The following is a 20,363-nucleotide window of genomic DNA, read 5'->3' as shown; positions in this document are numbered from 1 at the left end:
GGTGTTTCCACCAAAATATTTTCCGGCCATGCGGCCTGCCTGACGTCAGGCCGTGCATGGTATAAGTTCATAGGAAAATTTTATCACACTAAAGTCATTTGTCAAGAATTTCTGTTCCATCAGGAAAATCACTTTTCCTTTCCTTCCGTCATATTATAATCATAACATTGCAATAAAAACAGTTTCAGGAGAATATTAATGACAGATTATCATACAGACAACAGCTACGAAAACCCTGGCAGGCTTTATCTGGAAACCGCTCTCACACAGATGCCTGCCGCCTACGCGGAACTTACGGGAAATCCCGGAACAGGGGAAATCAACGGCATGGTCCGCTTCTATCCCATCGGCGCCGGCGTCCTGGTAAATGCGGAAATTTACGGACTCCCGGTCAGCACAGTGCCCTGCGGCTCTGATATTTTCGGCTTTCACATCCATGAAGGCCATTCCTGTACCGGAGACAGCAGCGACCCCTACGCCAACGCAGGGGCTCATTACAATCCTGCCCTCTGTCCTCATCCGGCCCACGAAGGGGATTTACCGCCTCTGTTTGGAAATAACGGTTCTGCCTGGATGATGTATTACACCGACCGCTTCAGGGTTCCGGACATTATCGACAAAACGGTTATCATCCACAGCAGTCCGGATGATTTTTCCACCCAGCCCGCCGGCCATTCAGGCACAAAAATTGCCTGCGGCACCATTCAGGCGATATAACCGGTTTAAAAAGTCTTTCCTGTGAGATAAAAATTCCACGGCATATAGTGTACATTACAGACAATACCGCCGCCATATGCTGTGGAATCTTTGTTTTCTTAGAACAAAGTGGGCAAACCCACTTCAACTCCCCTGCCCCTCAATCTTGAGGGGATTGCACATTTTGTTGCGCCGAGTGCGGATTTGTCCTAAGGGGTACCAGGCTTGCCTGGGGGATACCTTAGGACAGTCACGTAGTGACATCTTCTATTCGCACGAGTGCGCATAATGGTTTTATTTTATAGGAAGACGCTTTCACACTTTAGCGTGACAAGGTCTTTCCTGCAAGATAAAATAGATTTCTATAAATCTGCCAGACGGAACTGGTCAATCATATCGTTCAGTTCTATGGCCTGCGCCGACAATTCCTGACTGGTAGCAGAACTTTCTTCCGCTGCGGCGGAATTGGACTGTACCACCTGTGAAATCTGCTCAATGGCCAGATTAATCTGCTGCATGGAACCGTTCTGCTCATTGGAGTTCTCTGCCACTTCCTCCACAGCACTGACAATCTCTGACATTCCGTCAATCACACTCTGCAGAGCCTTCGCCATATCTCCTGCAATCTGATTGCCACTGCTCACCTCACTCAGGGCGGCTTCTATCAGTTGTCTGGTATTTACCACAGCTTCCGAACTCTGATTTGCAAGATGTCCGATTTCCCCGGCAACCACTGCAAATCCCCGTCCCACTTCTCCTGCTCTTGCAGCTTCAATAGAGGCATTCAGAGAAAGCAGGTTGGTCTGATCCGCAATCTCTTCAATCGTCTGAATAATATTGGAAATTTCCATGGAAGCGTCGTTGATTTTCTTCATGGCGCCTGTCATCTCCGCAATGCGCTTGCTGCTGGTCCGGGCCTGCTTTCCGATATCATCTGCTTTCCGGCTGGTGGAAACAGCATTCTTCGTATTGCGGTCCACCTGCTCAGTCACATCATTTACCGTAGCCAGCAATTCTTCCACAGAAGCCGCCTGGTCCGTGGCCCCTTCTGCAAGAGCCTGCCCGCTTTCTGCAAGCTGAGAAGAACCAAGTCCCACCTGTTCTGCCGATTCCCGGATATGTCCCAGGGCATCTGACAGAGAATGGTTGATTCTGCGCACTGCCAGCAGAATTTCTTCAAAATCTCCCACATAATATTCCCGTGCCTGAGAACGGACATCAAAATTATTCTCAGCCATTTCTCCCAGAAGATATTTGATATCTCCGATAATTTTCCCCATGCCGTCCACAATGGTGCGGGTGGCATCTGCCAGCATGAGTGTCTCATCCTCTGAGGTAATCTGAGGAATCTCCGTATGCAGGTCTCCTCCGGCCAGAGTCTCCAGACGTTCCGCACACTGTTTGATGGGGGTTCCGATACTGTCCGCCAGCTTTCTGACCATTACCACTGCAATGGCAATAGATACCAAAACGATTCCAATTGTCAGGATAATTCCCACAATCGTCTCAATATTAAAATCAGAAAGAGGCGCTGTGATGGCAATACTCCATCCGTTGCTGTTCCCCACCGGAGCATATGCCATGACTTTTTTCACGCCTCCATAACGGTAAGTTCCAACCCCCGTTTTTCCGGCAGTCATTTTTTCTTCCAGCTTCGCCAGCCGTTTCAGACTGGAATCTGTTTTGGCAGCTTCGATGGAGTTGTCTTTCTGCTCCACCAGTTTCATATCCTCATGGGCAATCACGGTTCCTTCACTGTCTATCATATATGCGGAACCGTTTTTGCTCACGTTTGTAGCTACCATGATATCATTCAGAAAATTCTCATCCGGAACAAGGTATACGACGCCTGTTACCTCCGTTCCCATAATTCCGTCTTTCCACATGGGCGCCGCAATGATAATACTGATTTTCCCGGTTATCTTGCTCACCAGGGGTTCTGAAACACAGGAAACCCCTGTCATGGCTTTCTGAAAATAATCCCGGTCACTAAAATCTTCTCCGGAGAAAATACTGATTCCATTTCTGTCCAGGATATTCCCTCTGGTCAGCTCATTGGCCCGTACACGTTCGTCTATAATTTCCTGCTTTTCCTCCACAGAAACATCTTCTCTGGAAAGCCGCGTCATAAGCCCCAGATCCGCCGCCAGATTCCGGTAGGACGTCATTTCCCATTCCACTCGCTCCGACGCCACCTTCGCTGTGGCTGTCATATTACGCTCCAGTGTGGAATTGGTACTGTGATTGTTCAGCACACTGGTGGCAATTCCCAGAACCATCAGGGAAACAATTACCAGTGTCAGCACCGATATGGTAATTCTCCCCTTAATGGTCTCATGGTACAGCCTCTTCAACTCATGGATACTTAAATTTCCTTTTTTCCTGTCCGTATGTGCTTTTGTCTTCTTCATACGGTCCCACCTTCTTTTCCTGAAATCAGATTTACATTATCGTTCCGTCGTCTTATTCCTCGCCGTTTTCCAGTTTATTCGCTCTTGCGGCAACTTCCTTTTCCTGAATATCGGAAGGAGCCTGCTCATAACGGGCAAACTCGTAGGAAAACAGGCCGCTTCCGCCTGTCATGGAGCGGAGATCTGTCATATATCCGTAAATCTCCATGTAAGGTACGTCGGCAGCGATTTCTGTCTTGCCTGTCTCCGCAGGATTCATGCCCAGCACACGTCCCCGGCGTTTGTTCAGATCTCCCATAACGTCTCCGGTATATTTGTCCGGCACAACCACTTTCATGCTGGCAATGGGCTCTAACAGAACAGGAGAAGCCTCCATCATGCCTTTCTTAAATGCCTGGATGGTTGCCATCTTAAATGCCATTTCAGAAGAATCCACCGGATGATAGGAGCCATCGTAAAGCACCGCTTTCACACCCACTACGGGATAAGCTGCCATGGGCCCTTTCAGTACGGATTCCTGCAGCCCCTTTTCCACTGCCGGGAAATAATTCTTGGGCACAGCCCCGCCCACTACCTGCTGCTCAAAGGTATATGCGGTTTCCAGATCCCCGCTGGGTTCAAAGGTCATCTTAACATGTCCGTACTGTCCGTGTCCGCCGGACTGTTTCTTATATTTGTATTCCACATCTGATTTCTTACGGATGGTCTCCCGGAAAGCAATCTTCGGCCGGCTCAGTTCAATCTCCACTTTATAACGCTCTGCCAGCTTGCTGACTACCACTTCCAGATGCTGGTCGCCGATACCGTAAATCAGCGTCTGACCATTGGCGCTGTCATTTTCCGTGCGCAGTGTCAGATCCTCCTGCATGAGTTTCTGCAGAGCCTGGGAAACCTTGTCTTCATCTCCCTTGTTCTTTGCCTTATAACGCATATATGTATACGGTACGGAAATCTGAGTCTTGCCGTATACCACCGGTACTGCTTTGGTGGACAGGGTATCCCTGGTAACAACTTTGTTCAATTTTGCCAGCGCTCCGATATCCCCGGCATGAAGCTCTTTTACTTCCTCCGGTTTGTTGCCCCGCATGATATAGATTTTACCAATCTTGTCATCCATATTTTTCTCAGAATTAAACAGCACATCGTCTGTTTTCAGTACGCCGGAATTCACTTTAATCAGAGAATATTTTCCAATAAACGGGTCTGCAATGGTCTTGAAAATATAGGCGCTCTTCGGTTTCGCAATGTCATAATCCCCGTCAAATACCTCGTTGGTCTTCATATTCACACCTTTGCAGGGGCGCTTTTCCGGACTTGGAAGATATTTGAGAATGTCGTCCAGCAGTGTATATACACCCTGTACCAGCGTACTGGAGCCCATGGAAACGGGAACAATGCTTCCGTCTGCCACATTGGTACGCAGTGCGGAGCGAATCTCAAATTCAGAAAATTCCTCACCGGCAAAATAGCGGTCCATAAATTCCTCGCTGGTCTCTGCCACTGCTTCCATCAGAGCTTCCCGGCAGATATCCAGATTAGCCTGTGAATAATCCGGTATCTCTGTTTCCACAACTTTGCCATTCTCATCCCAGCGGTTTCCCGTCTGAGCCACTACATTGACATAACCCACAAATTTCTCATTTTCACGAATGGGAAGATGGAACGGTGCAATCCTCTTTCCATACATTTCCTGTAAATCTGCCACTACCTGGCGGAAACTTGCATTGTCATCATCCATTTCTGTCACGAATACCATTCTCGGAATCTTGTATTTCTCACAGATATCCCATGATTTCTGTGTTCCCACTTCAATTCCGTTCTTACCGGATACCACAATAACTGCGGCGTCTGCCACGCTGACCGCTTCTTCCACTTCTCCCACAAATCCAAAATAGCCGGGCGTGTCCAGTATGTTAATCTTGGTGTCTTCCCAGGGAATCGGAACTACAGAGGTATTAACAGAAAAAAGACGTCTGGTTTCTTCTTTATCATAATCGCTGATGGTATTCCCGTCACTGATCTTCCCCATACGCTTTGTCAGACCGGACAGATAAGCCATCGCTTCCACCAGAGTCGTCTTCCCGCTGCCGCCATGTCCCAGAAGGACCACGTTCCTTATCTTGTCAGTTGTATAAACGTTCATATGAATTCCTCCAATACAAGTATATTTTGTGATGTATATATTCTACTAAAATTTTTGTGATTTTACAACCCTTTTTATTCATTTTTTACAAATACCCTGGAATCAGCCGCTTTTATGCTTTGACGTGCCGAAGTATTGACTTTTCCGTCTGTTTCCACTATGATAAATGCAGTAATGATACATGGATACTGACAGTTTCGTAATTATCTGCTGCATATACCATAGAGAAAGGAACAGTTACATATGAAACCTGAAAAAATCGGTTTTATCGGTCTCGGCCTGATTGGAGGCTCCATCGCCAAAACCATTCACCGGATTCATCCGGATATTACTCTGATTGCATACGACGTGAACCGGGAGTCCCTGTCGCTTGCCCTGGAAGAAGGGGTAATTGCCGCCGCCTGTGAAACCCTGACGGATGATTTTGCAGACTGCCGCTATATTTTTCTCTGCGCTCCGGTACGGAAAAACGCAGATTTCCTCCTCCGTTTATCTTCTTTCGCCGGAAAGAACTGTATCATCACAGATGTGGGAAGCGTAAAATCCTCCATTCACCAGGAAATTGCCGGTACGCCTTTGTCTCCTTTTTTCATCGGCGGTCATCCCATGGCCGGTTCGGAAAAGAGCGGATATGGGCACGCAACTCCCTATCTTCTGGAAAATGTATATTATATTCTGACTCCTTCTCCGGAAGCTGACCCGGAAACGTCAGAAGAATTTCAGCAGTTTATCCGGTCTCTGGGAGCTATCCCGATTCTGCTGGACTATCAGGAACACGATTTTATTACGGCCGCTGTCAGCCATCTGCCCCATATTCTGGCATCCAGCCTGGTAAATCTGATAAAAAATCTGGATAATCATGAAGAAATCATGAAGCGCGTGGCTGCCGGAGGATTTAAAGACATCACCAGAATTGCATCTTCTTCCCCGGTTATGTGGCAGCAAATCTGCCTGACCAACCGGGAACAGATTTTAAAGCTGCTGGACGCATTTCTGGCTTCTCTGGAACAGGTGCGGAGGGAAATTGCTTCCTCGCAGGAACACAGCCTGTTTGATTTTTTCCAGTCCGCCAAAGACTACCGGGATTCCCTTCCCCTTACAGGCTCCGGCACCCTTCCCAGGATTTACGAAATCTACTGCGATATGGTAGACGAAGCCGGGGGAATCGCAGCCCTGGCCACTATTCTGGCCACCAATCAGATCAGTATCAAAAATATTGGCATTATACACAACCGGGAATTTCAGGAAGGTGTGCTTCACATAGAATTTTACGAAGAAAAAGCCCTGCGGCAGGCCCTGGTCTTATTGCGAAAATATCATTATACAGTACATGAGAGGTGATTGACATGGAATTCACAAAAAAACATGCTTACCGGGGAGAACTTTCTGTTCCCGGCGATAAATCCATTTCCCACAGGGGAATTATGTTCGGCGCCATTTCCGGCGGCCTGACGGAAGTAACTAATTTTCTGCAGGGTGCGGACTGTCTTTCCACTATTTCCTGTTTCCGTCAGCTTGGTATTTCCATTGAAAATGACGGCTCCAGAGTTCTGGTACACGGCCGGGGGCTCCATGGCCTGACTCCGCCGGAACAGATTATGGATGTGGGCAACAGCGGCACCACCCTGCGGCTGATTTCCGGTATTCTGGCAGGCCAGTCTTTCCAGAGCACCTTAAACGGCGATGCTTCTATCCGCAAACGCCCCATGAATCGCATTTTTATCCCTCTCGCGGAAATGGGGGCCCGTTTTCAGTGCTGGGACGCCGGGTCATTCCCTGATTTCCGTACAAAAACCAGCTCAGGCTGCGCGCCTTTTACCATTCAGGGCGGCAGTCTGAAACATATCCATTATCAGTCTCCGGTAGCCTCTGCACAGGTAAAATCTGCAATTCTCCTGGCCGGCCTTTACGGAGACGGTATCACAAAAGTAACGGAACCCGTACTGTCCAGAAACCATACGGAACTGCTGCTGGCCGGTTTCGGCGCCGATATTCTGTCCACGGACACCACCGCTGCCATCTGGCCGGAGCCAAAGCTGGAAGGGCAGGCTATCCATGTGCCGGGAGACATTTCTTCCGCCGCTTATTTTATCGCTCTTGGCCTCATCTGTAACCAGGGAGAAATCCTGATTCGGAATGTGGGCGTCAATCCCACCAGAAGCGGTATCCTTCAGGTCGTGTATGCTATGGGAGGAAAACTGAGCCTTCTGAATGAACGCGCCGTTTCCGGAGAACCTGTGGCTGACATTCTGGTAACTTCCAGCAGCCTTCACGGTACAACGGTGGAAGGAAGTATTATTCCCACTTTAATTGATGAACTTCCCATTATCGCAGTGATGGCCGCATTTGCAGAGGGCACCACCGTGATTCGGGACGCCCAGGAACTGAAAGTAAAGGAATCTGACCGGATTGCCACCGTAACGGAGAATCTGAAGGCCATGGGGGCCGATATCACGCCCACAGAGGACGGAATGATTATTCATGGAGGCAATACCCTTCACGGCGCCCGGATTAAAACGTACGGCGACCACCGGATTGCCATGTCCTTTGCCATTGCAGGACTGAATGCGGAGGGAACCACCACCTTTGACGACGAAAACTGTGTAACCGTTTCCTATCCATCCTTTTATCAGGATCTGGAAAAACTGCTGGATTAGACTTATCTTCTGCCTTTCAGGCAGAAGATTTTCTTTCTTTCAGATACCACAGAATTCCAGGGACTGCTACCAGCAGTTCCGTAATGGGAAAGGTAAGCCACAGCCCGGTCATCTGCCACAGGGCAGACAGCAAAAAAATCAGGGGGATAATTACAACAAATCCCCGGAGAATGGAAATCGCGCCTGCCGGCCCCGGACAGTCCCTGGAAGTGAAATACATGGCCAGCACAATATTGATTCCTGCGAATAAACCGCCGGTAAAATAGTATTTCATTCCCGAAACCGCAATCTCCTGCAGCATTACATTCCCTTCTCTGTTAAAGGCTCCTGCAATGCTGTCTGCCTGAACAAATACCAGCCCGTAAATCAGAACTGACAATAAAATCACCGTAATTACCGCATATCGGAATACAGCCTGAACCTCCTCTTTTCTCCCTGAGCCATAATATCTGCTCAGCAAAGGCTGAATCCCCTGAGCAATCCCTGTATACAGCGCAATCACCACCAGAGACAGGTTGGCAATTACCCCATAGGCCGCCACTCCGATATTTCCCTGAAGCCCAAGCAGCATACTGTTGAAAATAATCATCACAATTCCGGAAGACAGCTCTGTCACCAGAGACGGAACCCCTCCTGCCAGAATAAATCTGCTCTCAGAAAGAGACGCCTTTCCCTTTCTGAAATGGAATCCATGATTTTTCTGTAAAAAATGCGGAGACATCAGAGCCATACTGACAAGGGGTGATGTTCCGGTTGCAAAAACAGCGCCGAACATTCCCATATCCAGAGGAAAAATCAGAATATAATCCATCAGAATATTGGAAAAACTTCCTCCCACCATAGCCCTCATGGACAATCCTGGCACTCCGTCATTCCGCACAAAACAGATCAGGATTTCATTGAGCAGAAATGCCGGGGAAAACAGCATCAGAACTCTCAGGTATGTTTTGCACATTTCATAAACTATTCCTTCCGCACCCAGCAGGCGGGCAATTACCTGTGAACCAGACAGGCCCATTCCCATAAATACTGCCGACAGCAGAACCCCCATCTTCAGGGTGCAGGTAAAAACCCGGTCTCCTTCTTTCTCTCTGCCCTGGCTTTTCAGAATAGTATATCTGGTAGCTCCGCCCATACCCAGCATCAGGCCGCTTCCATGAATAAAACTGTAAACGGGAATCGCCAGATTCAGAGCTGCCAGTCCGTCCGCTCCCATCCGCCACAAAAAAAGTATCCGCCAGGATATAACAGGATAAAGCCGTCATCCCCAGCATATTCAGAACAGAATATTTTATAAATTCTTTCAGACATGGGTTAAACCAGATAGGGATAAAAAATAGATATGTATCGGCAGGAGCATAGATTTTCTCCTGCCACGCCTGTATTTAGGCGGTTTGACGTTTGGTACGCTGCGTATATTCCCGTTCCATTTCCCGCATTTCCGCATCCGTGGGGATGTCCACAATCCCGACATAGGAATAGTAGATGTCGATTTGCTGTGTCCGTTTCCCGTCTTTTTTCTCACGCTCATGGACTACGATTTTATCCACAAATGCGTTTAGGACTTCGGGCGTTAGTTCGTCAATGCGGGTGTATTTCCTGGTGACGGCTATCAGCCTGGCGACATTGGTCGCTTCCGTGTCGGCTTCGCTGACCTCGGCTGTCAAGTCTTCGATTTCCTGCTTCAGCTGTTCCTGCTCGGCTTCATATCCGTCCGACAGCTTGTAAAAGCGTTCGTCATTCAGCTTTCCGTTGACATTATCCTCGTAGATTTTGCGGAACAGGCGGTCAAGCTCCTTTATCCGCTTTTCGTCCTTTTCTATCTGTTTCTGCTTTGCGGACAACTCGTATCTGCGTTCTGCAAGGGTGGCGTCAATCTGCCGTCGGATAAACACACGCTCAAACTGCTGTAAATAGGAGAGGAACTGCTGAAGCTGTTTCAGAACCAACTGTTTTAATGCGTCCTCTCGGATATAGTGCTGCGTACATTCCTTTGCCCTGCTCGTCCGTTTATACATAGAACAGCGGAAATGCGTATATCCGTTTGCTGTGGCTAGGCTGAGTTTCGCCCCGCAGTCGGCACAATTGATATGGTATAAAAAAAGTTGACAGCCCATTCTCAAGGATTTGAGATATAATCAAGAGAATAAGGAGTGAACAAAAATGGCAGAAAACAGGCAATACGACCATGAATACAAAGTACAGGCAGTGAAACTCGCAAAGGAAATCGGACAAGCAAAAGCCGCCAAAGAACTGGGGGTACCAAACCTGCTAACAAAAGTCAAGACTTTTTAGCAGGTTTTTAAATATATTTTTCGTATGAATTTTTCCTACGACAATTAGACCGGTGGAAAATCCGGTCTGCCGTATCCGCTGTTTTAGTTCTTTTTACTTCTGGTATACTTCCATCACACGTGCATAATAAATCCTAAGGAATTTATTTAATCCCGCTATTTTTGCTGCACGTTTTGACTTTCCTTCTTTTTCTTTCTTCAAAATAAATCTATACACTGCTGCGTCTGCTGGCTCTTTATGGGTTTTCAGACATCTCATCACTTCATATCCAATCTTTCGCAGGCTGGAAGAACCTCTCTTGGATATTTTCCTCTCTGTCCCCATAAACTGCCCTGACTGATAGGGCGGCGCGTCGATTCCTGCGTGGGCTATCAGGGCTTTTCCGCTATGGAATCTTCTCACATCCCCAATCTCTGCAATCAATTTAGGCGCAAGGACATTTCCAACACCTCCCATTGCCCTGACAACCGGATATTCCGGCAGACTCTTGGCTAATGCCTGCATCTGTGTTAGAATGGTCATCAGAGTGTTATCGACTTCTCGTAACACCCGTACTGCCTCCTGTACCAGCATTTTGGTCGATGGGGTATCGGAGGGTACTGTGGGGATGCCTTCTTTTGCCAGTGCATAGATCTTGACGGCTTTATCCTGGCTCTGATGGTATCCCTTCTCTTTTGCCCATTTCAGATAGCTCTCTATAAACTGTTCCTCCGGTTTCTTCGTGATATTGTCATAATGCCAGTATTCTTCCGCAAAATCCCCCAGCTTATCTTTCCCATTTGTTTCATTCCAGCCTTTCAGCAGCGTTTTGATCCCAGGCATCGTATAGTCCAGAAGATGAGTCAGTTCCAACACGCTCTCCACACGCATCCGCATATAGTGACGGTACTGCCTTCCCAAAAGCTTCAGCTCCGCATAGACGCTTTCTTCTGCCTCATAGTCCTTCAGCCTGTACCAATGGTCAATCCCATAGTTAGAGATTGTAATGGCATCCTGCTTATCCGTTTTCACACGTCTTAACCCCTGACAGCGGTATTCCTTCATCTCAAATGGATTAATCACTGCCACAAACAGCCCTTTTTCTTTCAGATAGCTTAATACAGGCAGATGGTAGATCCCAGTAGCTTCCATGACCACACGGATGTCATCATTCAGACGCAGCAGCATGGAAGTCAGTTCGGACAGTTCTTTCTCCACATGACAGACTTCAAAAGGCCTGCTCACAACCTCACCATAAGGCTTTAAGATACATACGGTACTTTTTTCTTTTGACACATCAATTCCTACACTTATCATCTGTAACCTCCAAAATAAATCTGTAATTGTCCCATCCACACTTATTACCACTCATTTTAGTTCGTTACACGAAAGCACCTTACGGGTTTCAACCTGCTTAAACGACTGCTTATAATAAGGGATGGTTGACGGTTTTTATGACGGATGTGGTTAATCCAAAAATCGCTTCGCCAGACCAATTACTCCCTTATCATAAAAAAATAAGTGCAGAAGGTAAAGCACTATTGATATGCCTTATCTCTTACACTTATATGGTACTAAAATCCCTCCAAACTTCAAAAAGCGAAGTCGGAGGGTGGTCAGGGTATGACGAAATAGCCCACCCGAACATCGTTTTTTTTATTTGGTGGGCTTGTCTTACATATGATTATAAAAAGAACAAAATATGTAAAAAATATCATTACATAAACAGATAATATATCTATAAATTTTGGCAAGCACTAAAATAAATGAATTTCATTAATAAACCAATACCCCGCTGTGAACAGCGGGGTATTAACTCTCGTGATAATCGCCAAATATCCACGCAGACACATTTGCTTGAGTCGTTTCTTTCTATTTAGCTTTTATAATAATGGTTTTTACTGGCTTGGAATTATAAGTGAGAGTAAAGTTAAAATCCTTGCCGATAGAGAGCAGTACAGAACCATTTTTTTTCTTTTTCCCTATATCTTGTATATCTAAATTTTTGCCGATAATTTGGAACGCAAAGTCTTTTGGCACTTTTTTAAAATATACATAATCTCTATTTGGAGATTTGATAATGTACCATTTATTCTTAGAGCATCTTTTTTTAATAGCTTTCTTAATTCCGACAGGGACATCTTTAAGCTGGCAACGCTCAATGTCAGTATACTCTTTTTTCTTGTGAGGTTTCGTATTCTCAGTGGGATGTTTTGGAACAAAACCAAGCATATCTTTCAATATTTTATTCGCTTTCTTTTTTGGTATCCGTATCAGCCTGCTAATATTTCCAGCTTTATTTCTCAACAGACGTATATCAATTGTGCCATCAATATCCACGAAGCTGTATTCAAAAGAACGGTCAGCCCTTTCATCAAAAAAAATACGGATACGCTTATTTTTATAAAAGAACGCATCATCTTTCTTTATAATACCTAATTGGGCATATTCAGAAACATGCTTACTAGATGGCGTACCCTTTGCAGATGCAGCTATTGGCATAGAAACCATGAATATAAAAATAAATATTGTAACTATTGAAAAAATTGTTTTTCTTTTCATTTGAAATTATCCTCCTTTATCCGCTCTTTATGGCATACCAGTTTCAATACCATGCTTCCATCATAAAGCTATTTCTGTATATGCAACTTGCGAATGGTTGTATAAAATTTTCAGTGAAATATTCCGTTCAATTTCAAGCAATACATAATTTTCAGTTGAAGTACCCATATCATATATTTGTAAAGTCCCGCTATGGCTGTCAGCATAAATCTCTGGTTGGAAAGCATAATTGGCAGTCAAACCATTAAAATAAACATATTGATATTCCTTGTCATTAATCACATACCATTTTTCATCATCACAAGAATTTATGGCATCTATAACCTTATTCGGAAGTTCTTCTTTTGCTAATCTGGTTATCACACCCGTATGCTGTTCTTCCGTCTGCCCATCCAACTCGCTATCTTCAAAATCACTAAGGATTTCATCTGCTTCTTCTTTTGTGAGATACTCAATTTTTTTAATAGAATTATTTTTTGACCGTATTAACCGTATATCAACGGTTCCTTCCTTATCAAAACTGAAAGTTTCAAAAGATTTGTTTTCCCTTAAATCCATGAATATGCGGATGCGCACGCCTTGGTAATAATAAGCTCCATTGATAACTGTAATTCCATGATGTAAATACTCACCATCTTCGATTTCAGTTTTTTCCAAATAATTTTTTTTGTCTTCCGTAATGTGGGCTTTAGACATTGTACCAGCATCAGTACCTGCCACTTTAAAATCATTTTGTGCAAATACTGTAATCGCGCCTGCTAATAAAACCACTGTGCAGCCTATGCTTATACAAGTTGCTTTTTTAAACTTCATGATTGCCACAATCCTTTCTTGTATGGCGTTCTTTCCAAATCCATTTGAGATAAACGACCAATGATACTGCTTTTCCGCCAAATCTACAAGCGTTGTAACATATTCCTTTTTTGCTGTTTCCCCCAAAAGAGCGACCACTTTTTCATCACATGATAATTCAATATCACGGTTGAGAAGCCGATACATTATCCAAACGAAAGGATTGAACCAGTGTACGCTCACCACTATAAGGATAATAATTTTCCAAAGATTATCCAACCGTTTTATGTGTATCACTTCATGCGTAAGGACATATTTTATTTTCGTGTTGTCCGAAAGCTTAAAAATTTTCGGAAATATAATTTTAGGTGACAAAACCCCATACGTCAAAGGTGTTGAGATTCTGTCCGATACCAATAACTTTACACGTTTAGGAATCGTTGTCACTGACCTAAAATAATCATCGCTTTTTTTTGAAATAGGTAATGCTGTCCGTATCTTTTGATATTCTTTCCAATATAAAACCCCGAAAACCACAAGCATGATTGCCATACCTGCTGCCCAAACAATCGTCATCCATGCGACGTTGTTTAAAGATAATGCTACTGTTGTATCAGTAATTGGTTCTTTTAATGATTCTGTTATAAGCGGACTGTTAGCAGTATTATAGTGACTGATGCCGCTATCTGCTAATTTTGTCATAGGTGAAGCAAGTCCATAATGTATCGGTAAGTCAAAGGGTATCAGCAATCTTAGTATTGCAATATTCCACAACAACACAAAAAATTTTTTCGGCAGCCTGTTTAAAGCAACAAAGCGCAAAATAACAATCAAGATAATCAATATACTGCTTGAGATGCTCATTTTAAGCAACATACTTTTCACCTCATTTCATCTGGTTTATCAAATTCTTTAATTGCTGCAATTCATCATGTGTCAAGGTTTTTTCAGACAACAAAGCGGCAAAAAATTCTTTCTTAGAACCGTCAAATACCCTTTCAATCAATTCCGCTGTTTCATATGCCTGTACGTCTTCTTTGGAAATCATTGCCTTGCAGATAAATTTAGGTTCAATTCTTTCGATTGCGCCTTTCTCTATACATTTTTTTATCACCGTGTAAGTTGTATTCCTATTCCAGCCAATTTCCTCTTTCAGTATTTTTGAAATCTGTCCTGCTGTAATGTTTCCCTCTTTCCATAATACTTCCATCACTTTTAATTCTGAATCAAATAACTTCATCCTCATTCTGCACCTCCTAAAATGACTATTGTAATAGTTCTTTTTGAGTATACTATCACAATAGTCATGTGGTGTCAACTATTCAAATAGTCATTTTGTTATATTATGAGCAACTATGATATTTCAAAAAATCAAAAACCTATTCTGGTGTTTTTTATCTAACCTTTTTTAAAGTAATTGCCTTATGTAAGGCAAAGGAACAGACAGAGGATTAAGTCCCTCTGGTTTCCTTTTGCCCTGCCCTGCTAATAGTTTGGCACTCCGTAGCCGTATATTGAGCCGCTCCCGACTGGATAGCTCTGCTGTTTGCAGGCATCGCCAGAGTTGCCCTCCACGGTGTAGACCGTCCCATTCTCGCATTTTTCCACGATTCCCACATGGTCGATTGAGCCGTCGCTCCCCCAATCAAAGAAAATAAGGTCGCCTGCCTGCGGCTCATAGTTCTTGCCTTGCCATTGCCCTTTGCCCTTAAACCAGTTCACGCCGTCTGAGCAGAGGGAGAATTTCGGTATGATGCCGCTTTCCAGATAGCCGCACTGATCGGCACACCACGATGCGAAGCAGTCAGAGAAGATGTCCTATACCAGTTGGTATTAAAACAGCTTCAGCATTTCCTGTCCTATTTACAGCAGTTTGAAAGGGTATTTATCCGACAGCAGATTGACACTACCCTTGCGGAACGCCGATACGAGTTATACGCAAAGCAGAAACAGATTGAAAAAGACGAAAAGCGCATGGAAGAACTTGACCGCCTGTTCCGCAAAATCTATGAAGATAATGTCAACGGAAAGCTGAATGACGAACGCTTTTACAAGCTGTCAGATGGTTATGAAGCTGAGCAGGAACAGCTAAAACACAAAATCGAAACCTTGAAATCCGAAGTCAGCGAAGCCGACACAGAAGCAACCAATGTTTCCAAGCTAATTGCCGTCACCAAAAAATATACTCGTATTGACGAGCTAACGCCCGAAATCTTAAATACCTTTGTGGATAAAATCGTAGTCCATGAATGCGAGAAAAAAGACGGGAAACGGACACAGGATATTGACATCTACTATTCCTATGTCGGGATTGTTGATATTCCAACGGATGAAGAAATGCGGGAAATAGAACGTGAATACGGAAAACGTACCAAACGTCAAACCGCCTAAATATAGGCGTGGCAGGAGAAAGTCTATGCTCCTGCCCATACATATCTATTTTTATCCTTATCTGGTATCAATCAACTGTCATATATCCATTTGGGATTGCCCTGTATTTTGCCATAGTCCTTTACCTCCTGAAACATATTATAAATCATTACGCAACGTAACAAGCAAGACTTTTTCGGAAAATTTTTAGGCGGCAATTTTCTGCCGCCTTTCTGTACTTATGCAAAAACAATTTCCTCGTTCACAATCTGTCTCGCACATGCCCTTATGTTATTTAAGTGTTGTACCCATTCTAAGGCATTTTCTTCCTTTAGGCGTTCCGTTATGCCCTGCGCTTGTTTCATGCCCTCTATGAGCCTTTCAAAGCGTTCCTGTGCCTGCCTATCGATGTCGGCAAGGTATGTATTCAGCTTGCCGTTTGTGAGAAGATTGGTGTATGTAACCTTGCGATACTGCTTCAGATAGTCCAGATGCCGCTGTCCCCATGTGCCTATCGGCTGTTCTTCTTCGGCGAGTACAGTCAAGCATGGTATTAAGTAATCTCCTTGCCGCTCATATTTGCCGCCCAGTTTCTCAAATAATATATTTGCCATTTTCTATTTTCTCCAGATAAGATATTCACTCCACGTTGTTATGTCTACTGTCTTAAACAAAATTTTGAGTTTTCTCCTTATCTGGTTTCATTCATATGTTATGTTTCATGGTTTTTCCTCCTGAAAAAAGTACCAGCACTTTCTGTCTTCCATGGCCTGACGACAGAAAAGCTGGCACTTAACTCTTACCCGGCGGCAAAAATCAGCCTGTTCTTATATTACGTTTTATCTGAAATTATCATACATATTGTTTCTCAAATCACCAGGACCAGCTGATATAACCATCCGGTGTGCTCGTATATGTCCTGCCCTTTACCTTTTTATTTGCTGTTACTTTACAATAAACCTTTCCTTTCGAAGCAGAAGAAGCATATTTCAACACATACTTTGTCTTTGACGTAGTTGCCACTTTCTTCCATTTTGATTTTGGACTTTCATAAACTGGCCTTTTTTTATTTTACCGGCAGATATCAGCACTTCTTTTTTCGAGGTGGCTTTGCCATTTTTATCATGCACTGATTTTAAATCTTTCGCAGCCACGCTTTTCTTCTGAACCCGTTTCCGTCTTAACTGACGTCACTTTTCCTGGAAGTACAGACATGGTGACAATTTTTGACATATTATGAAAAAGAATCAACATCCTCTTCTTCCCGCTCCACCGGCTTCCAGGCTTTCCCGAAATTCACATCGCGAAACAGGGCTGCCAGGCCGGTAATCTGTTTCAGCCGCAGAATTTCATCTTTGCTCATGCCCATATGCTTTGCAATCCATTCGTCCGACCTGCCGATTTCGTGAAGTTCTCTGATGATATTACTCATCAAATCCACATCATGGCTGCCTCTGGCCCGGTTATGCCTTATGGTGCTGGCCATCCGGTTGGAAATGGACTTGTCAATGACAGTTACCGGAAGCATACCGTTTTCCCTCTCATAAATATCCTTATGCTCTTTCATAATCCGATAACGGTGAAATCCGTCCACAATCACATAAACGTCTTCTTTTTTGGAGTAATAACATACAATGGGCATGGTGTAACCGTCCTCTTTGATACTGTCGTAAAGAAGCCGCATTTCCGGCGGCGCAACCGCATTGGGGTTATAAGAATTGGGTACGATTTTTTCTATGGGCACCGGTACTACCCGGTATGCCGGACTTTTGTATGCACTGTTCATTCTGAAAATCCTCCGTATCTTTTGTCCATATTTTTACTTTTCCGCAAATTCACCGTATTTTCTTCGTATGGCTTCAATCTGTGCCTTTTCCCTGCTGGTCAGTCCAAATCCCATAAATCTGCAGATATGGTCGTTTCTCAGGATACAGTAGCACATGCGCTTCCAGCTTGGAATGTCTTTGGTGGTTTTAATGTCATCTGTGTCGTCGGGTATTTTCCCGGTAAATACAATTCTGGAACTTTTATTCACCGTATAATTGGAAATCCCGTTTCTGCGAATCTGATAACCGTGATCCAGCAGTTCCTGAATGGTTTCTTCCGACAGGCCGCCGCCGGTCTCATGCCAGAACCGCATGGAAGTCCGGAATTTTTTCACATAATTATTGCGGATTCTCACCGGAAGGGTGTCCAGCAGAAATTTCGTGTAGGATTCCCAGGTATGCCCCTCCGGAAGGGTAATATTCCGGTAGCCCAGAGCTTTGGTTCTGGCATACACCGCGCCGAAATTGGCGCCCCGCACCCGGCCTACCAGTCTGGCCCAGATTTCCGGATCAATGACCCGGTACAGATTCAGACTGTCTCTGGCATAATCGTTAAAGGGAGAAGCCACCCGCATCTGGCTGGGCTTTAAGCCGGCCATATAATACAGGTCATACAGTTTGTTATAATCATATCCGAATTTGAAATTAGCCGCCCACACGTCATTGTTGGTCCAGTCATAAAGAGGCGACGCACACCAGACGTCCTTAAACTGTTTGGAAATCCAGCATTCTCCTTTGTATCCGTATTTCCGGTTCAGAAAACCGCTGTACCGCTGCAGGGATTCTTCCGCCCGTATGCCCAGCAGGCAGACGGTTTTCTTCCTGCCATGCTGCTCCTTATAAAATCTTCCGAACTGTTTTGCCAGATTTTCCTGTGGCATCCGGTAACGGTAATGGGTAAAGGGACGCTCCATATTGATTACATAGGGATACTGAGGCATGGGCCGCACCCAGATATCCTTTTTGGTGTCATCCCAGGGATACCAGTACATTTCATAGCTGCTGAGAGCTGTCCTTGTTGCCATGGGAAGGCAGACCCAGTAAAGGTCCAGTTCATCCTCCAGCCGATGGAACGTCCGTTCCACATACTCTGTGGTTACCGTATACTGGGCCTCAAAATCCTGATGAAACAGCCCTACGGTCCGGGCCGGATAATACTGGCGTTTAAAATCCAAAAACAGATTCAAAAGCACCCCGCTGTCTTTTCCTCCGCTGAAGGAAACATAAATATTGTCAAATTCCTGAAACAGAAAATGAAATCTCTGCTGCAGTGCCTCGTACACATCTTCTTTCTGGTATTCCCGAATCATCATCCGTTTTATCCTCTGTATTCTTTATGTAATTTGCATTTTTTTCCATTTTTCTTCCATATCATACTTCAAGTGGATTTTTTTTGCAACCTTTTTCCCTTTCTCCGTTGACAGACACCGGAACAGGGCATACAATGAATACATGCAGCAAACAACCATCAGACACAACCAAAGGAGGTATTTTTACATGGCAAACATTTTAATCAGCCCGAACAAATATGTGCAGGGCGCAGGGGAAATGAAAAAACTGGGGGAATACGCTGAAAAATACGGCAAAAAAGCTCTGATTCTGATTACAGCATCAGGCTTTAAGAGAATTGGGGATATTGTGGAAGGCAGCTTCGCAGGAAAGGAAGTCAGTACTGTCTTCGACTATTTTAACGGGGAATGCAGCAAAACAGAAATCAATCGATTAATTAAAGTTGCGGAAGACAATCAGTGCGAAATGATTATCGGTATCGGCGGCGGTAAGATTCTGGATACTGCCAAGGCTGTGGCATACCATAAATCTCTTCCGGTTCTGATCTGCCCCACCATTGCCTCCACCGACGCTCCCTGCAGTGCGTTGTCTGTCATTTATACGGACGAAGGGGTGTTTGAAGAATACCTGTTCCTCCCGGCCAATCCAAATCTGGTCCTGATGGATACGGAAATCGTTACAAAATCTCCGGTTCGTCTGACGGTATCCGGTATGGGAGACGCGCTGGCTACTTATTTCGAAGCAAGAGCCTGCAAAAACAGCGGAGCAGCTACCTGTGCAGGCGGCCTGGCAACTTCTGCTGCAATGACTCTGGCAGAACTGTGTTTTAACACACTGATGGAGGAAGGCATGAAAGCAAAACTGGCCCTGGAAGCAGGCGCATGTACTCCCGCAGTGGAAAAAGTCATCGAAGCAAACACTCTCTTAAGCGGTATTGGTTTTGAGAGCGGCGGTCTGGCAGGAGCGCACGCCATTCACAACGGACTGACCGTACTGGAAGAATGCCATCACATGTATCATGGTGAAAAAGTAGCGTTCGGAACCATCACCCAGCTTGTACTGGAAAACATTCCTGCCGATGAGCTGGAAGATATCATTACCTGGTGTATCGACCTGGGACTTCCGGTTACCCTGAAGGAATTAGGCGTGGAAGAAGTGACAGACGAAAAGATTATGGCAGTAGCCGCTGCCGCATGTGCGGAAACTGACACCTTACATAACATGCCTTTTGAAGTTACTCCGGAAACCGTTTGCGCTGCTATCAAAGCTGCTGACGCATATGGACATTACTACCTTGGAAAATAATTTTTTATTTTGCGAAATTTTTGCAAGGATTTCGGTT

The 20,363-nt window shown here is 44.9% G+C and carries 18 protein-coding genes and 1 pseudogene; 6 read left to right on the top strand and 13 right to left on the bottom strand.

Annotated features, from left to right (window positions below; translation table 11 throughout):
• The first annotated feature begins 198 nt into the window (after nucleotides 1-198).
• Nucleotides 199-717, top strand: coding sequence for a superoxide dismutase family protein (locus VSQ32_03275; protein MEH2941900.1), 519 nt, complete (start codon nucleotides 199-201; stop codon nucleotides 715-717).
• A gap of 341 nt (nucleotides 718-1,058) precedes the next feature.
• Here the strand turns inward: VSQ32_03275 and VSQ32_03270 are convergent, their stop codons facing one another.
• Together VSQ32_03270 and VSQ32_03265 are read right to left on the bottom strand one after the other, a co-directional pair.
• On the bottom strand, nucleotides 1,059-3,107 hold the full coding sequence (locus VSQ32_03270; protein ID MEH2941899.1) for a methyl-accepting chemotaxis protein: 2,049 nt from the start codon (nucleotides 3,105-3,107) through the stop codon (nucleotides 1,059-1,061).
• A 52-nt stretch (nucleotides 3,108-3,159) separates the two neighbouring features.
• Nucleotides 3,160-5,250 carry an elongation factor G gene (locus tag VSQ32_03265; protein ID MEH2941898.1) on the bottom strand — a complete coding sequence of 697 codons (2,091 nt, stop codon included), beginning with the start codon at nucleotides 5,248-5,250 and terminating at the stop codon, nucleotides 3,160-3,162.
• A gap of 243 nt (nucleotides 5,251-5,493) precedes the next feature.
• Between VSQ32_03265 and VSQ32_03260 the strand changes: the two genes are divergently transcribed.
• A complete protein-coding gene (locus VSQ32_03260; GenBank protein MEH2941897.1) occupies nucleotides 5,494-6,591 on the top strand; it encodes a prephenate dehydrogenase in 1,098 nt (365 codons plus the stop codon).
• A gap of 5 nt (nucleotides 6,592-6,596) precedes the next feature.
• Nucleotides 6,597-7,907, top strand: coding sequence for a 3-phosphoshikimate 1-carboxyvinyltransferase (gene aroA, locus VSQ32_03255; protein MEH2941896.1), 1,311 nt, complete (start codon nucleotides 6,597-6,599; stop codon nucleotides 7,905-7,907).
• A gap of 16 nt (nucleotides 7,908-7,923) precedes the next feature.
• Here the strand turns inward: aroA and VSQ32_03250 are convergent, their stop codons facing one another.
• Entirely contained in the window at nucleotides 7,924-9,123 is a 1,200-nt protein-coding gene (locus tag VSQ32_03250) for an MATE family efflux transporter (protein ID MEH2941895.1), read from the bottom strand.
• Between the two features lie 169 nt (nucleotides 9,124-9,292).
• On the bottom strand, nucleotides 9,293-10,024 hold the full coding sequence (locus VSQ32_03245; GenBank protein ID MEH2941894.1) for a DUF4368 domain-containing protein: 732 nt from the start codon (nucleotides 10,022-10,024) through the stop codon (nucleotides 9,293-9,295).
• 46 nt (nucleotides 10,025-10,070) lie between these two features.
• On the opposite strand from VSQ32_03245, the gene VSQ32_03240 reads away from it, so the two are divergent.
• The gene (locus tag VSQ32_03240; protein ID MEH2941893.1) at nucleotides 10,071-10,202 is read left to right on the top strand and encodes a hypothetical protein; all 132 of its coding nucleotides are present in this window, start codon (nucleotides 10,071-10,073) and stop codon (nucleotides 10,200-10,202) included.
• A 93-nt stretch (nucleotides 10,203-10,295) separates the two neighbouring features.
• Here the strand turns inward: VSQ32_03240 and VSQ32_03235 are convergent, their stop codons facing one another.
• The 5 genes and pseudogenes from VSQ32_03235 to VSQ32_03215 form a co-directional block, all read right to left on the bottom strand.
• Nucleotides 10,296-11,498 (bottom strand): IS110 family transposase, encoded by a 1,203-nt coding sequence (locus VSQ32_03235; GenBank protein MEH2941892.1) that lies wholly within the window; start codon nucleotides 11,496-11,498, stop codon nucleotides 10,296-10,298.
• Nucleotides 11,499-12,053: 555 nt separating this feature from the next.
• Nucleotides 12,054-12,743 carry a hypothetical protein gene (locus VSQ32_03230; protein ID MEH2941891.1) on the bottom strand — a complete coding sequence of 230 codons (690 nt, stop codon included), beginning with the start codon at nucleotides 12,741-12,743 and terminating at the stop codon, nucleotides 12,054-12,056.
• A 60-nt stretch (nucleotides 12,744-12,803) separates the two neighbouring features.
• On the bottom strand, nucleotides 12,804-14,411 hold the full coding sequence (locus tag VSQ32_03225) for a M56 family metallopeptidase (GenBank protein ID MEH2941890.1): 1,608 nt from the start codon (nucleotides 14,409-14,411) through the stop codon (nucleotides 12,804-12,806).
• A 10-nt stretch (nucleotides 14,412-14,421) separates the two neighbouring features.
• Nucleotides 14,422-14,781, bottom strand: coding sequence for a BlaI/MecI/CopY family transcriptional regulator (locus tag VSQ32_03220; GenBank protein ID MEH2941889.1), 360 nt, complete (start codon nucleotides 14,779-14,781; stop codon nucleotides 14,422-14,424).
• A 239-nt stretch (nucleotides 14,782-15,020) separates the two neighbouring features.
• Nucleotides 15,021-15,338: pseudogene (locus VSQ32_03215) on the bottom strand (CHAP domain-containing protein).
• Nucleotides 15,339-15,362: 24 nt separating this feature from the next.
• Between VSQ32_03215 and VSQ32_03210 the strand changes: the two are divergent.
• A complete protein-coding gene (locus tag VSQ32_03210; protein ID MEH2941888.1) occupies nucleotides 15,363-15,926 on the top strand; it encodes a DUF4368 domain-containing protein in 564 nt (187 codons plus the stop codon).
• A gap of 218 nt (nucleotides 15,927-16,144) precedes the next feature.
• Here the strand turns inward: VSQ32_03210 and VSQ32_03205 are convergent, their stop codons facing one another.
• From VSQ32_03205 to VSQ32_03190, 4 genes are all read right to left on the bottom strand, one after another.
• Nucleotides 16,145-16,519 (bottom strand): TnpV protein, encoded by a 375-nt coding sequence (locus tag VSQ32_03205; protein ID MEH2941887.1) that lies wholly within the window; start codon nucleotides 16,517-16,519, stop codon nucleotides 16,145-16,147.
• Nucleotides 16,520-16,894: 375 nt separating this feature from the next.
• A complete protein-coding gene (locus VSQ32_03200) occupies nucleotides 16,895-17,059 on the bottom strand; it encodes a hypothetical protein (protein MEH2941886.1) in 165 nt (54 codons plus the stop codon).
• A gap of 80 nt (nucleotides 17,060-17,139) precedes the next feature.
• The gene (locus VSQ32_03195; protein MEH2941885.1) at nucleotides 17,140-17,691 is read right to left on the bottom strand and encodes a ParB/RepB/Spo0J family partition protein; all 552 of its coding nucleotides are present in this window, start codon (nucleotides 17,689-17,691) and stop codon (nucleotides 17,140-17,142) included.
• A gap of 33 nt (nucleotides 17,692-17,724) precedes the next feature.
• Complete coding sequence (locus tag VSQ32_03190; protein MEH2941884.1) at nucleotides 17,725-19,041, bottom strand: DUF3440 domain-containing protein; 1,317 nt, start codon at nucleotides 19,039-19,041, stop codon at nucleotides 17,725-17,727.
• Nucleotides 19,042-19,228: 187 nt separating this feature from the next.
• Here VSQ32_03190 and VSQ32_03185 point away from each other — a divergent pair, with 187 nt between their 5' ends.
• Nucleotides 19,229-20,326, top strand: a complete 1,098-nt coding sequence (locus VSQ32_03185) for a glycerol dehydrogenase (protein ID MEH2941883.1) — start codon at nucleotides 19,229-19,231, stop codon at nucleotides 20,324-20,326.
• Nucleotides 20,327-20,363 lie beyond the last annotated feature (37 nt).

The organism is Lachnospiraceae bacterium JLR.KK002 (assembly GCA_036941025.1).
Classification (GTDB): domain Bacteria; phylum Bacillota; class Clostridia; order Lachnospirales; family Lachnospiraceae; genus Petralouisia.
Note: the sequence above shows the minus strand (reverse complement) of the source record. Positions and strands in the feature narration are given on the sequence as shown.

Bases quoted from the DNA above. Each gene is read 5' to 3' on its own strand.
- VSQ32_03275 (MEH2941900.1), top strand. From the start codon at position 199: ATGACAGATTATCATACAGACAACAGCTACGAAAACCCTGGCAGGCTT.
- VSQ32_03270 (MEH2941899.1), bottom strand. From the start codon at position 3,107: ATGAAGAAGACAAAAGCACATACGGACAGGAAAAAAGGAAATTTAAGT.
- VSQ32_03265 (MEH2941898.1), bottom strand. From the start codon at position 5,250: ATGAACGTTTATACAACTGACAAGATAAGGAACGTGGTCCTTCTGGGA.
- VSQ32_03260 (MEH2941897.1), top strand. From the start codon at position 5,494: ATGAAACCTGAAAAAATCGGTTTTATCGGTCTCGGCCTGATTGGAGGC.
- aroA (MEH2941896.1), top strand. From the start codon at position 6,597: ATGGAATTCACAAAAAAACATGCTTACCGGGGAGAACTTTCTGTTCCC.
- VSQ32_03250 (MEH2941895.1), bottom strand. From the start codon at position 9,123: ATGGGAGCGGACGGACTGGCAGCTCTGAATCTGGCGATTCCCGTTTAC.
- VSQ32_03245 (MEH2941894.1), bottom strand. From the start codon at position 10,024: ATGGGCTGTCAACTTTTTTTATACCATATCAATTGTGCCGACTGCGGG.
- VSQ32_03240 (MEH2941893.1), top strand. From the start codon at position 10,071: ATGGCAGAAAACAGGCAATACGACCATGAATACAAAGTACAGGCAGTG.
- VSQ32_03235 (MEH2941892.1), bottom strand. From the start codon at position 11,498: ATGATAAGTGTAGGAATTGATGTGTCAAAAGAAAAAAGTACCGTATGT.
- VSQ32_03230 (MEH2941891.1), bottom strand. From the start codon at position 12,743: ATGAAAAGAAAAACAATTTTTTCAATAGTTACAATATTTATTTTTATA.
- VSQ32_03225 (MEH2941890.1), bottom strand. From the start codon at position 14,411: ATGTTGCTTAAAATGAGCATCTCAAGCAGTATATTGATTATCTTGATT.
- VSQ32_03220 (MEH2941889.1), bottom strand. From the start codon at position 14,781: ATGAGGATGAAGTTATTTGATTCAGAATTAAAAGTGATGGAAGTATTA.
- VSQ32_03205 (MEH2941887.1), bottom strand. From the start codon at position 16,519: ATGGCAAATATATTATTTGAGAAACTGGGCGGCAAATATGAGCGGCAA.
- VSQ32_03195 (MEH2941885.1), bottom strand. From the start codon at position 17,691: ATGAACAGTGCATACAAAAGTCCGGCATACCGGGTAGTACCGGTGCCC.
- VSQ32_03190 (MEH2941884.1), bottom strand. From the start codon at position 19,041: ATGATTCGGGAATACCAGAAAGAAGATGTGTACGAGGCACTGCAGCAG.
- VSQ32_03185 (MEH2941883.1), top strand. From the start codon at position 19,229: ATGGCAAACATTTTAATCAGCCCGAACAAATATGTGCAGGGCGCAGGG.